An 11,935-nucleotide genomic window follows, 5' to 3' on the forward strand; every position below is an offset into this window, starting at 1 on the left:
CGTAGCGCTCTAACCAACTGAGCTATACACCTAGAATGGAAAGCATCATATTCATTTTTCAAAAGCAAAACAAGTGATTTTCAATTGAAAAAAATACAAATGAGCAGACTTTAAGCAAACTTTTTTCATTTCCAAAAAAAGAAAAACGGTACATGGTTTAACCACATACCGTTTTGTTTAGCTGAATATCAAGCTCAACTTAACAAGGACATTTCTTCAAAGTACCGCCTGCCGATGGATAACGCGCATCAACACAATGACGATAGAAAGTCTTTGCATCCATTGGTGTTAAATCAGGATGATGAGCTTTCATGTGCTCTACATAAGTCTGATAGTCTGGAACACCAACCATCAGTCGAAAGCTTTGCTGCAAACGTTGCCACAAGGTTGCAATACGCGACCAGTTCTTTGGAGAAAGCAACAGCTCTTTTTGTGAGAGCACCGTCATTTTGATGATTTTCGCAATAATGACAGTTCCATTTTTTGCAAATTTAAAATTCATCATTACTCTCCTCGTGGGGTGACCACTTCCGGATCAGCATATACAGCTGGCGCTTCATTTACTGTTGGTTTAGGGCTTGCTAAAGCACGGCGTATAATACCAATTGAAGCAATTACCATCACAATCGCAACGATCATAAAGAAACCACAAAGCACAGCATTAATCTGATTCGACATTACAATCGTCTGCATTTCAGCAATACTTTTAGCTGGTTTAATAATTTCACCACGAGCAATCGCATCAGAGACCTTATGTGCTTGCGCCAAGAAACCAATCTTAGGATTTTCGTGGAAAATCTTTTGCCAGCCCGCCGTCATACAGGTGATGAATAAGAAAATTGTTGGAATGATGGTCACCCAAACATATTTTTCTTTTTTCATTTTAAACAGAATGACTGTACCCAAAATGAGTGCCATCGAAGCCAACATTTGGTTACCAACACCAAATAAAGGCCATAAGGAGTTAACACCACCGAGTGGATCAATCACACCTTGATAGACGAAGAAGCCCCATCCACCGACTGCAACCGCAGTACCGACCAAGTTACCAAAGAATGAACCTGATGCTTTAACCGCAGGAATAACAATACCAACCGTGTCTTGCACCATGAAACGGCAAGCACGAGTACCCGCATCTACAGCAGTTAAAATGAATAATGCTTCAAATAAAATCGCAAAGTGATACCAAAACGCCATCATTGAACGGCTATTGAAAATTTCCGAAATGATATGTGCCATACCAATCGCAAAGGTAGGCGCACCACCCGTACGCGATAAAATCGAAGATTCTCCGACTTCCTGAGCCAACACCGTTAACATTTCAGGAGTAACGACAAAGCCTAAATTACGCACAGCTTCTGCCGCAGTTTCTACAGTTGTACCCAGTACAGCTGCAGGAGCATTAATTGCAAAGTACACGCCTGGGTCTAAGACAGTTGCACAGATCATTGCCATGATACCGACGAATGATTCCATGAGCATACCGCCATAACCAATCACACGAATATCCGCTTCGTTATCGACGAGTTTTGGTGTTGTACCACTTGATACAAGCGCATGGAAACCAGAAATCGCACCACAGGCAATGGTAATAAATAGGAATGGGAATAAGCTACCCGAGAAAACAGGGCCAGTACCGTCAATAAAATGAGTCACTGCTGGCATTTTCAGTTCAGGTAATGCAATGATAATACCGACTGCTAAACCGAGAATGACACCAATTTTAAGGAATGTTGATAGATAATCACGTGGCGCTAACAATAACCAGACAGGTAAGACTGAGGCGATAAAACCATAAATGATTAAGCACCATGTAAGCTGTGTTCCTGTTAAGGTGAAAAACTCACCCCAATAAGGATCTGCTGCAACATGTCCACCGTAAACAATTGCAAGCATCATTAAGACGAAGCCAATAATCGAAACTTCAGCAATACGTCCCGGGCGAATAAAACGCATGTAAACGCCCATAAATAATGCAATTGGAATAGTTGCTGCAATCGTGAAAACACCCCATGGACTATGGGCAAGTGCTTTAACCACAACTAAAGCCAATACCGCTAGGATAATAATCATCACCCCAAGCGCACCAAGCATTACAACGATACCAGCAAAAGAACCCAGTTCCTGTTTTGCCATTTCACCTAGCGAACGACCGTCTCGACGCGTTGAAATAAATAAAACTAAAAAGTCTTGTACTGCACCCGCGACAACCACACCGACCAGTAGCCAGATTGTCCCTGGTAAAAAACCCATTTGTGCAGCCAAAATTGGTCCGACTAATGGCCCCGCTCCTGCAATCGCAGCGAAGTGGTGACCAAAAAGTACATATTTATTGGTGGGAACATAATCCAGACCATCGGCTAAACGGTGGGCTGGGGTTAAACGTCTTGGGTTTAATTCAAATACTTTAGTTGCAATAAATAGACTATAAAATCGATATGCGATGCTATATACACATGCTGCAGCCAGTACAAGCCAAACCGCATTAACATGTTCACCACGACTGAGTGCCAGCATCCCAAAAGAAATTGCACCTATAATTGCCACTAGGCTCCAGACCAGCTTGGAGGGAAGCGTAGATTTCGCTTGCATTGTGTCCATTCTTAACCTCTCAATAAATAACTACAGCATTTTTATATTGTTATGTACTGTTCTATCAAATCCTTGTGACTGTACTCCTCCTTTAATTTTTTTCCTCTTATACTTTCGCATAAAAAAAGGGATGATTTACATCATCCCTTCGATAATAGTTTATTTTTTAACTATTATGCACGCTCTAAATAATCGCCAGTACGAGTATCTACACGAACGCTTTCTTCTTGCTGAACAAATAACGGAACACGAACAACTGCACCTGTTTCAAGCTTAGCAGGTTTACCCCCACCGCCAGATGTATCACCGCGTACGCCCGGATCAGTTTCAACAATTTTTAATACAACGAAGTTCGGCGGGTTTACAGTTAAAGGTACGCCGTTGAACAACATAATTGTACATTTTTCATTTGAATCGTCTTTTAACCATTTTGCAGCATCGCCCATTGCAGTTTTGTCTGCAGCGATTTGCTCAAAAGATACAGGATCCATGAAATTCCACATTTCACCATCGTTGTATAGGTATTCCATTTCAACTTCAACAATATCAGCAGCTTCTAAAGAGTCACCTGATTTGAAAGTTTTTTCTAATACTTTACCAGTTTTAAGGTTACGTAATTTTACACGGTTGAACGCTTGACCTTTACCTGGTTTTACATATTCGTTTTCCATGATTGAACATGGGTTACCATCAAGCATAACCTTAAGGCCTGCTTTAAAATCATTTGTAGAATAATAGGCCATGAAAGGCACACTCCAAACTTAACAAGTCAACTATGCGATATAATGCGTTGTTGCATTATCTTAATCGTGTCAAATGATAAACTATTTATACCAAGAGCAAAACTGGCAATCACAACTGAGTGACCTTATTACTGATCCGTCGGAGTTGCTAAGCCTACTCGAGTTATCCTCTGATCAGCTATTATCAGGTGCGATTCTGGCTTCTGAACAGTTTAAATTGCGTGTTCCTCGCGCGTTCGTCGGAAAAATGAACGCTAAAAACCCTTTTGACCCACTTTTGCTACAGGTTTTACCTCATCATTTAGAACTTGAAGAACATCCTGAATTTGTAACAGACCCTTTGGGCGAAGAAGCAGCAAATCAATTACCCGGTGTATTACATAAATATAAATCACGTTTTTTACTGACTTTGACAGGTGCTTGTGCGGTACATTGCCGTTATTGTTTCCGTCGTCATTTTCCCTATCAAGAAAATTTACCGAAAAATGATGATTGGTTAAATATTAAAAATTACATTGAAGCGAATCCGCACATTAATGAAATCATTTTAAGCGGTGGAGACCCCCTTACACTTTCTAACCGTAAATTAGCACTTTGGTTAGAACGTTTATCATCTCTCAAACAAATTAAGATTCTGAGAATTCATTCACGAGTTCCAATTGTGATTCCAAACCGGATCGACGAAGAGCTGATTTCTTTATTAAAAAACAGTAGGCTGCGTATTATTCTGGTGGTACACTCAAACCACGCTTCTGAACTCGATGACTTTACCTGTTCAAAATTGTTGCAGTTATCTGCCGAGCACATTACTGTACTTAATCAGGCAGTATTGCTTAAAGGCGTTAATGATTCTGCACAGACATTAATTGATTTAAGTTATCGTTTATTTGAAGCTCGCGTTATGCCTTATTACTTACATGTTTTAGATAAAGTAAAAGGTGCACAACATTTTGATTTAATACCATCTGAGATAGATGATATATATCGTGATGTGTTAGCGAACCTACCGGGGTATTTGGTTCCTAAACTCGTCAGGGAAATTGCGGGCGAAAAGAATAAAACACCGCTTTTTGGGGCAACAACATTTTGAGTTATATAATAAGTGATGATGAATAATGCACTATCGGACATTTTTCACAATCAAACCGAACTCACTCGTGAGCGGTTAAGCTTTTGTGAAGCCAATATTAAAGATCTTAATGAATGGGTCACTACCCTTTCTATTATGCAACTCGGCGATACGTCAAAAGCATTATTCACCGCCATTTTAGAGCTCAATGAATTAAAATGTAGTGAAACCTTACGTTTTGATCTTATACAAACGCTTCATCCCACCATTAATAACGTTCTTGCAAGTCTAGAAAAAAACTTTTTTAACCAAGGGGTTATTAGTACAGACCGTAATGAACATATTATTGAATTAGCGATGTTGCTGCGTTGCTATTTCGCCAGTATTTATTTAAATATTGCACAAAATAGTCATGGGCAATTACAGCATCAAAAGTTTTCTCTATTTGCCTATAAGCAAAAAAAGAATTTGCAAACGGCACGTACCTTATCGACTTTTCATGCACTACAACAATTAACGAGTCTCCTATATCAGCAGCATATGCTCTATAGTGAGCCTCTTAAAGGACAGTGGCTGGTTGCACATCAGCTCTACGAAACCGCTGTTCAACACAAATATCATCTCATCAATATTAATCATATTCAGGGTATCCACCACCCTCTAGCAAATATTACCCAAGCTTATGCTCAGCTAATTTTGCTCGATATTTTAAATACGAATCAGATTCGCCAATCAGAAATTCAAGCCTTATTTCAATGTAGTTTTGACTGGGCAAGAATGATTCATATTTTGCCGAAAGATACTGCCTTAACCAAATATGTCGTCGACCCAAGTAAAGACCATCCGCCAGTCTATAACACCAAACGCAGCTCTAATTTTAGTCCAAGCATTTTTATAGGCACACAGGCTTTACTTGAGCATGTGACTGCAACCATGCATAAAAATGCGCAATATATTTCTAAAAATGAAAAGTTTTATTTAAGCCCAGCTTTAAAGTTTCATGTTCAAACGATTTTGGGTACAACAGCTCAACGTCGTCACGAACGTTATGAATACAATGCAGAGCTACAAATTTGTTTCGGTTTAAGTACAGCTCACTTCTATCTTGCCAAAGCAAAAAACTTTGAAGAAACACTACAACTCAACAATAACTACAACTTACAAAGTGAGTCTAAAGTTTTATCAAATTTAGAGAAAAAAGAACAACAAACCACATCCTATCAACGCTTAAGTCGTGAAAGTAAAACCATTTATCAAACCACTGTTCTCGATATTAGTGTCAATGGATATCGTATTAAATGGTCTGGGGAAGCACCGAAAAATCTAAGAACCGGTGAATATATTTTAGTTAAAGAAACTTTGCATGGACAATGGCGTGGTGGCGTAATCCGCTGGATTAAACAGTCGACAGAGAAATCTCTAGAGTTAGGTCTAGAGATTTTGTCACAGGCGATGTTCCCTTGCGCAGTGCATGTTCAGGCAGAGCGTCATACACGCAATTATCATCCTGCACTATTACTACAAACACAAAATCTAGAAGAAATACAAAATACGCTGATTTTACCGGGGTCACAAATTTTTAGAGAGCAACAAACAATTCATTTACGATTGGGGACAGAAGAAATCAAAGTGTATCTACTCAAAGCACAACTCATTACTCAAAGTTTTATTCAATTTCATTTCGAACTTCTGAATGAGCAGCAACAAAATCTGCTTGATCAGTTCATGATGAAAAAGAATAGCAACTCTAGCAGTCAAGATTTATGGGAAGCACTAAAGTGAGAAACTCTTTATTATCTAAAAAGTTAAAACGTACTGAAACACGTTTACTCATTATTGATGACAACCAGCTACGTTATAACCAGATTTTAAATTTATTATTGGGGAATAATTATCAAGTTCATGCGTTATTACTTGATGATCTAAAAAGTTTCGAAAAACAGTTAAATACGCCTTGGGATGCTATTATTTTTGGTCGTGCTTATGACCTAAAAATTGAACAAACACTCTCCCTTATTCAAGCATCTGAGCAGCCACATTTACCTGTTTTATTATTGCAACCTGAAGATTATCAACCTCAGCAATATCAATCCTATATTCATAAAGGTATCTATGACGTAGTTCCATTAGAGCCATTAGATTATTTTTATATCACGCTTATTCGGACCTTGTCGTATAGCCACTTATTGCAGACAGAGCAACGTCTGACCAATGAACTAGAGACTATTCATTCTCATACACAAACGTTGGTTAATAACAGTCATAAAGCAGTTGCTCTCTTTCAAGAAGGCATGCACGTTAAGGCAAATACAGAATACCTCAACCTTTTTGGCTTTAAGCAAGAAGAAGAGATTATCGGCCTACCCATCTTAGATGTTTTACAACCCAATGATTTAAATATTTTTAAACAAAGATTTAAGAAGATTTCATTAGGTCAATTTGATCAGGCTCGTTTTGAAATCCAGAGTCAACATGCAGCAATTTCAGGTAATAATGCTTTAAAACTTGAATTTATTCCGAGTCAGGAAGAAGACGCCGTACAGTTAACCATTGACTATCAACTGGATTTACAAACACCTGCAAATACAGCATTTTCTGAAAAAAGTTACGGGGCAACTGCGCCTTGGCAACAAATTAATCGACAAATATCGACACATCCAGTTCAAGCGAATGCATTGGTTTTATTCAGACTAAATCAGTGCCCAGAACGAGTGTTTCAACTAGATTGGCAAACACCCGGCCAATATTTTAATCAGCTGCCAAGTTTTCTGAAAGAACAGGCTCAAATGCCGATTTTCAATCTTGAACTTGGAGCGTATCTTGGCATTTTGCAAGCCGAAAACAGTACAGTCCTTAACTCCCAATTGGCTAGTCTGCAAAGTTTGCAAAAAGAGCATTTATTAACGGTTAATGAACTTAATTACTCAGTACAATTCAAACTGAGTTATGCGCAAATTACAGAACCATTAAATGAAGCTAGCTTTGCAAAGCTTCTTGATCAAACAAATCAGCAAGCGTTACCTAAGGCCAAGCCAGAAATTGAGATAACGCCAACAATCGATCTTATCCCTTCTGAACCTATCAGCTCGTCTCTGTCACTTGATTTAAGCCTTCAAGATGTTGATGCTCCAATGCCTTCACCGTTATTGCAGCAGTTAAAGCAACAGCTAGCACGGGGTGAAATTCATTTAAAATATCAGCAGATTTATGATAAGCATGATCAAGAAACCCATAACTACGAAGTAACAAGTGGTTTTATTGCAGATGAACAGTGGCATGATTTAAATGATTTAGCCGCTTTGCGAGATGATAGTGAACTTTCGATTCAATTAGACCGTTGGATTTTAGTCGAGGCTTGCAAGCAGCTACATAATTTCATCACGCAGTATCCGAAAGCCAAGCTGATTATTAACTTAAATATTGATATCTTACTCAAAGATAAATCAGCCCCTGAACTCATTTCGAAATTACTCACCATTATTGGTAGTAAGCAAGAAAGCCCGTTGATTTTACAATTTTCAGAGCAAGCGATTCAGCCACACCTTGCAATTGCACAGCAACTTATAGCCCGCCTACGTCAACACGGCGCAGAAATTTCAATTCGGGATTTCACATCTTCTATGTATAGTGAATCGATATTGCAACAACTTGATGTTCAATATTTAAAATTGCAATCGAAGAAGACAGAGTTATTAAACTCAGATACTGGTTTAGCGCAATTACAAGAAAAGATTCTAAATTATTTGACTGTAAAACCTGTAGGGATTTTACTTGCCGATCTTAATGATATGAACTTATTTGCTAACGCTTGGAATGTGGAAGCACGTTTCTTACAAGGTCGTTATTTCCAGAAACGACTTGATCGATTAACAGACGTACAAGACCAATAATGGTCTTGTCGTTCATAAACAAAAAACGGGCATAAAGCCCGTTTTTTGTTTCGTTTTTCAGTATTAACGCTTGATAGAGCGAGACATACCAGAGAAACGTTGTTTGAATTTGTCGATACGACCACCAGTGTCTACATTCTTTTGCTTACCAGTGTAGAAAGGGTGGCAAGCTGAACATACGTCAAGGTAGATAGTTTCTTTACCTAAAGCAGAACGAGTTTCGATTACGTTACCGCAAGAACAAGTTGCAACTAATTTTTCATATTTTGGGTGAATATCGGCGCGCATCGTCGATTACTCCTAATTGTAGAAAGGCTTAAGCTGTCATCGCAATTGATCACTCTCAATATAAATCGAGGAAAGCTCAAAATGAGCAGATCAACACCACAACAGACCATTCTTTTGGCCCACCGAAACCTCTAGGGTTAGAGCTAAGCACAACAAGTGGACAAGATTATACGCCAAATATTTTTTATTTGCGAATTAATCTTTAGATTTAGCCCAGTAATTTGCAATGACCCCGCAAACCATTAATTGGATTTGGTGAAAGATCATAATAGGTAACACAATCATGCCTAAAGGCTGACCAATAAATAAGATTTGCGCCATCGGCACACCACTTGCCAGTGTCTTTTTTGAGCTACAAAAGAAAACCGTGACTTGATCTGCTCGGTTAAATCCAAAAGCACGAGGTAGATACAGTGCTAATAACATAATGACTGTTAAAAGAACTGAACAAGCAACCACTAAAATAAGTAAAGTTTTCCAGTTCACCTGATGCCAAAGACCAGCAACCACTGCCCCACTGAACGCGCCATACACCACCATCAAAATCGAGCCTTGATCGAATGCTTTAACAATACTTGGAACTTTTGCCATATAAGGAAAAATATAAGGCCGTAATATTTGCCCTAAAATAAACGGCACTAACAGCAACAATGTAATTTGTATAATTGAAGCAGTCGGATCGAACCCATGTTGGCTTTGGCCTAAAATAAAAAAGCTCACCAACACTGGTGTAATAAACATACCGATCAAATTGGAAAAAGATGCGCTACAGACCGCTCCAGCGACATTCCCTTTTGCAACTGATGTAAATGCAATAGAAGATTGAACCGTAGAGGGTAAAAAGCACATAAACAGAAAACCCCAGTACAGCTGCTGGCCGAGTAGAGGTAACAGAATCGGTTTAGCTAACAAACCAAGCACGGGGAAAATAAAAAAAGTAAATGCGAAGACAAGTAAATGCATTTTCCAATGCAAAACGCCTTCAATTACAGCCTCACGGGACAGCTTCGCACCATGCAAAAAGAATAAAATTGCAATCGCGACAGTAGTCAGTGTATTGAAATATTGCGCTGCTTGACCACTGACTGGAAAAAATGTTGCTAGCAGTACCATTCCAACTAACAAAATTGTAAATCGATCAAGTGCCAATAACTTCAACATAGCCACATCCTATGATTATTTTAGATAATAAAAAACCCAGTTGATAAATTGACCATCTGGTCAAGCGTTCATCATACTGGGCTAAAAAAATAAAGCTAGACTTTTAAGACCTAAATCTTAAAGTGTCATAGTCAATTTTTAGTTATTTGTCGCATTAGCATCTTGTTGAATCAACTCGATTTTATAACCATCTGGATCTTCAACAAATGCGATAACGGTAACACCGCCTTTCATTGGGCCAGCTTCACGCACAACTTTGCCGCCACGTGCTTTAATTTCTTCACACGCTTTATAGGCATCGTCAACACCAATCGCAATATGACCATAGGCATTGCCTAACTCATAACTTGATGTATCCCAGTTATGGGTAAGCTCAAGCACAGTATTGGTTTCTTCATCACCATAACCAACAAATGCCAGTGTAAAGCGCCCTTCTTCATAATCACGCTTACGAAGTAACTTCATTCCTAATACTTCGGTATAGAACTTTAAAGATTGTTCTAAATTGCCTACTCGCAACATTGTATGAAGCATTCGCATGTTTATTCACCTGCCTTTTCTGATTCATGAGTTTGATGATCTTTTAAAAGCTTTCCAACCCAAACCACTAAAATCAAGATTGGAATACCAATAAGAGTGGTCATCAAAAAGAACTTTGGATAGCCAATATTACTCACTATGGTACCTGAATATCCACCCAAAAGTTTTGGTGTGAGCGTCATGAGTGAACTAAAGATCGCATATTGAACAGCTGTAAATGACACACTCGTTAAACTTGAAAGGAATGCAATAAATGCTGCACCAGCCAAGCCAGAAGCTAAGTTATCGACAATAATGGCAAAATAGAGCCATAAAGAACTATATGGTTTAATTACCTTACCGCTGATTTCAACTGTTTGGCCAGAAAGAGGATCGATGTAAGGGAGCGGCTCAATATTCACATCTAATTCACTTGTCGCTTTTAGATTCGCACTCACTGCATATGGATGAGATGCAGAAAGTATTTTCTGTTCGCCCTCTACTACAGCGACCTTAAGCTCTTTACTCGTTGATGCTACTAATTTTTTAGCATCGATGGTCGTACTAAAAACACCTTTTTGGTCAGTCATTTTTGCATCAAAATTTTGTCCATCAAGACTAATTATGATTTTTTGTGCAGGAGTTAAAGCTTGCCCAAAGTATTGACCTCGAACAACAACACTTCCCTCTCCATCTTTTAATGAAACCTGATCATTTCCCATAACAGGTAAAATTTGTAGAGGTGATTTTGCCAGTTCAGTGGTCAGTAACGGCTGAGTACGCGCTACAGGCGGCACAGTATTTTGTTCAGCATAAGCAGCTTTTACTTCAATTTGTTTTGTTCCACTAAAAGCAGAACTTGGAACTTCTAATTTCCATAAACCTACTTCATCTGGTTTAACTTGATAGCTTTGACCACCAACTTTTACATCAACCATATCTAATGGCTGACCAGATTTTACGAGCCCAATAAAAATGAGATTAGTAGAACTTGCTAACACCGCACCCACAAACATCAGCTTCATAATGTTTATGCGCTGTGCTAAAAGTCCCCCTAAGAATCCACCAACTAAACTGAATAACACACCATAGATTTTGACTGCTTCGGCAATTTCTTCTTTGCTAAAGTTCAGATCCTGATAAAACACATTGGAAATGACACCAGCAATAATGTCTGAAATACGGAAAAAACCAATGAGAAGTAATAAGACTAATGCAAGTTTGACACCATAACGTTTAAAGAAATCTAAAATGGGTGCAATCCACGTTTCTTTCGCCATTTGCTGATTAACTACACCAAATTTAACCAGTAAATAACCCACAAAAATGGCGCAAGCTGTAGCCGTTAAAAATCTTAAAGCTTCTAGACCAAATAATGCTGCGTTGTCTTTTATATTTCCAGCTTGTGAGATTGCATCTGTAATCTGCCCAGAATAAATATAGGTGACTACAAACGAAATAACAGCAATAAAAAATACAAAAACTAAGCGGTAATAATCACTAGTCTTATAGTTTTTATAGACACGATTTACCTGAGGTTCACGAACGAGTAATGTCGTTACAATACCGACTAACATAACCGCTGCCATGGTTAAGTAAGTCATTTTCCAAGCTTCGTAAATGTAATTACCTTTAGCAGTCCCTAAATGTGCAGCTAGAAATAATGCCCCTGC

Annotated in this window: 10 protein-coding genes and 1 tRNA gene (1 of these 11 only partly in view); 3 read left to right on the forward strand and 8 right to left on the reverse strand. The window is 38.6% G+C overall.

Features of this window, described 5'->3' with window-relative positions; translation table 11 throughout:
• The 4 genes from UC75_RS07435 to efp all read right to left on the reverse strand — a co-directional run.
• A tRNA-OTHER gene (locus UC75_RS07435) sits at positions 1-32 on the reverse strand; it reaches 45 nt to the left of the window's first position.
• Between the two features lie 167 nt (positions 33-199).
• A complete protein-coding gene (locus UC75_RS07440; protein ID WP_004790909.1) occupies positions 200-505 on the reverse strand; it encodes a YbdD/YjiX family protein in 306 nt (101 codons plus the stop codon).
• Positions 505-2,601, reverse strand: a complete 2,097-nt coding sequence (locus UC75_RS07445) for a carbon starvation CstA family protein (RefSeq protein ID WP_049837194.1) — start codon at positions 2,599-2,601, stop codon at positions 505-507. Before UC75_RS07445 ends, UC75_RS07440 begins: the two co-directional genes overlap by 1 nt.
• A gap of 164 nt (positions 2,602-2,765) precedes the next feature.
• On the reverse strand, positions 2,766-3,335 hold the full coding sequence (gene efp, locus UC75_RS07450) for an elongation factor P (protein WP_004790907.1): 570 nt from the start codon (positions 3,333-3,335) through the stop codon (positions 2,766-2,768).
• 73 nt (positions 3,336-3,408) lie between these two features.
• On the opposite strand from efp, the gene epmB reads away from it, so the two are divergent.
• From epmB to UC75_RS07465, 3 genes are read left to right on the forward strand one after another with little or no spacing between them, the layout of a single operon-like run.
• Complete coding sequence (gene epmB, locus UC75_RS07455) at positions 3,409-4,425, forward strand: EF-P beta-lysylation protein EpmB (protein ID WP_049837195.1); 1,017 nt, start codon at positions 3,409-3,411, stop codon at positions 4,423-4,425.
• 15 nt (positions 4,426-4,440) lie between these two features.
• Positions 4,441-6,186, forward strand: coding sequence for a hypothetical protein (locus UC75_RS07460; protein WP_049837196.1), 1,746 nt, complete (start codon positions 4,441-4,443; stop codon positions 6,184-6,186).
• Positions 6,183-8,294, forward strand: a complete 2,112-nt coding sequence (locus UC75_RS07465) for an EAL domain-containing protein (RefSeq protein ID WP_128825151.1) — start codon at positions 6,183-6,185, stop codon at positions 8,292-8,294. Before UC75_RS07460 ends, UC75_RS07465 begins: the two co-directional genes overlap by 4 nt.
• Positions 8,295-8,357: 63 nt before the next feature.
• Here the strand turns inward: UC75_RS07465 and rpmE are convergent, their stop codons facing one another.
• The 4 genes from rpmE to UC75_RS07485 all read right to left on the reverse strand — a co-directional run.
• Positions 8,358-8,582, reverse strand: a complete 225-nt coding sequence (gene rpmE / locus UC75_RS07470; protein WP_004652835.1) for a 50S ribosomal protein L31 — start codon at positions 8,580-8,582, stop codon at positions 8,358-8,360.
• A 195-nt stretch (positions 8,583-8,777) separates the two neighbouring features.
• The gene (locus tag UC75_RS07475; RefSeq protein WP_171056844.1) at positions 8,778-9,749 is read right to left on the reverse strand and encodes a bile acid:sodium symporter family protein; all 972 of its coding nucleotides are present in this window, start codon (positions 9,747-9,749) and stop codon (positions 8,778-8,780) included.
• A 132-nt stretch (positions 9,750-9,881) separates the two neighbouring features.
• The gene (gene gloA, locus UC75_RS07480; protein ID WP_005307276.1) at positions 9,882-10,283 is read right to left on the reverse strand and encodes a lactoylglutathione lyase; all 402 of its coding nucleotides are present in this window, start codon (positions 10,281-10,283) and stop codon (positions 9,882-9,884) included.
• A 2-nt stretch (positions 10,284-10,285) separates the two neighbouring features.
• Positions 10,286-11,935: MFS transporter (locus UC75_RS07485; RefSeq protein WP_228137157.1), on the reverse strand; the 1,650-nt coding region annotated here is incomplete at its 5' end.

It is taken from the genome of Acinetobacter sp. V2 (assembly GCF_001188385.1).
In the GTDB taxonomy this organism is placed as follows: Bacteria; Pseudomonadota; Gammaproteobacteria; order Pseudomonadales; family Moraxellaceae; genus Acinetobacter; species Acinetobacter oleivorans.

Excerpts from the sequence above, each read along its gene's own strand:
- UC75_RS07440 (WP_004790909.1), bottom strand. The coding sequence starts at position 505 with ATGATGAATTTTAAATTTGCAAAAAATGGAACTGTCATTATTGCGAAA.
- UC75_RS07445 (WP_049837194.1), bottom strand. The coding sequence starts at position 2,601 with ATGGACACAATGCAAGCGAAATCTACGCTTCCCTCCAAGCTGGTCTGG.
- efp (WP_004790907.1), bottom strand. The coding sequence starts at position 3,335 with ATGGCCTATTATTCTACAAATGATTTTAAAGCAGGCCTTAAGGTTATG.
- epmB (WP_049837195.1), top strand. The coding sequence starts at position 3,409 with ATGATAAACTATTTATACCAAGAGCAAAACTGGCAATCACAACTGAGT.
- UC75_RS07460 (WP_049837196.1), top strand. The coding sequence starts at position 4,441 with ATGATGAATAATGCACTATCGGACATTTTTCACAATCAAACCGAACTC.
- rpmE (WP_004652835.1), bottom strand. The coding sequence starts at position 8,582 with ATGCGCGCCGATATTCACCCAAAATATGAAAAATTAGTTGCAACTTGT.
- gloA (WP_005307276.1), bottom strand. The coding sequence starts at position 10,283 with ATGCGAATGCTTCATACAATGTTGCGAGTAGGCAATTTAGAACAATCT.